Source organism: Chryseobacterium sp. SIMBA_028, from assembly GCF_046535285.1.
Taxonomy (GTDB): Bacteria; Bacteroidota; Bacteroidia; order Flavobacteriales; family Weeksellaceae; genus Chryseobacterium.
The window spans coordinates 1-279 of record NZ_JAWRWZ010000181.1 but is presented as its reverse complement, the minus strand read 5'-3'; the positions used below and the strand labels follow the sequence as shown (position 1 = coordinate 279).

General features: G+C 63.4%; 1 protein-coding gene. It reads right to left on the bottom strand.

All coding sequences use genetic code 11. The annotated features are described in order from the left end of the window. Window positions 1–279: substrate-binding domain-containing protein (locus SCA31_RS23060; protein WP_410699361.1), on the bottom strand; the 279-nt coding region annotated here is incomplete at both ends.

The following is a 279-nucleotide window of genomic DNA, read 5'->3' as shown; positions in this document are numbered from 1 at the left end:
CGGCCCTGTACGCGCCCATGGCCATCCGGTCGTTGTAGCAGAACACGGCGGTGGGGCGGTCTTGTCCTTTCAGCAAGCGCAGGGCAGCCTGATACCCGCCAGATACTTCCGAGGGCTCGGACTGGACCAGTTCTTCGTGGAAAGGCAGTCCGGCGTCGGACAGCGTTTCCATGAATGCCTTGAGCCGGGAGTGGGTTGCCGGCACGTCGTCGGTGTTGTTGACCATGCCTATCCGGGTATGACCGGCGTCGATCAGGGTTTGGACGGCCGACCTTGCGC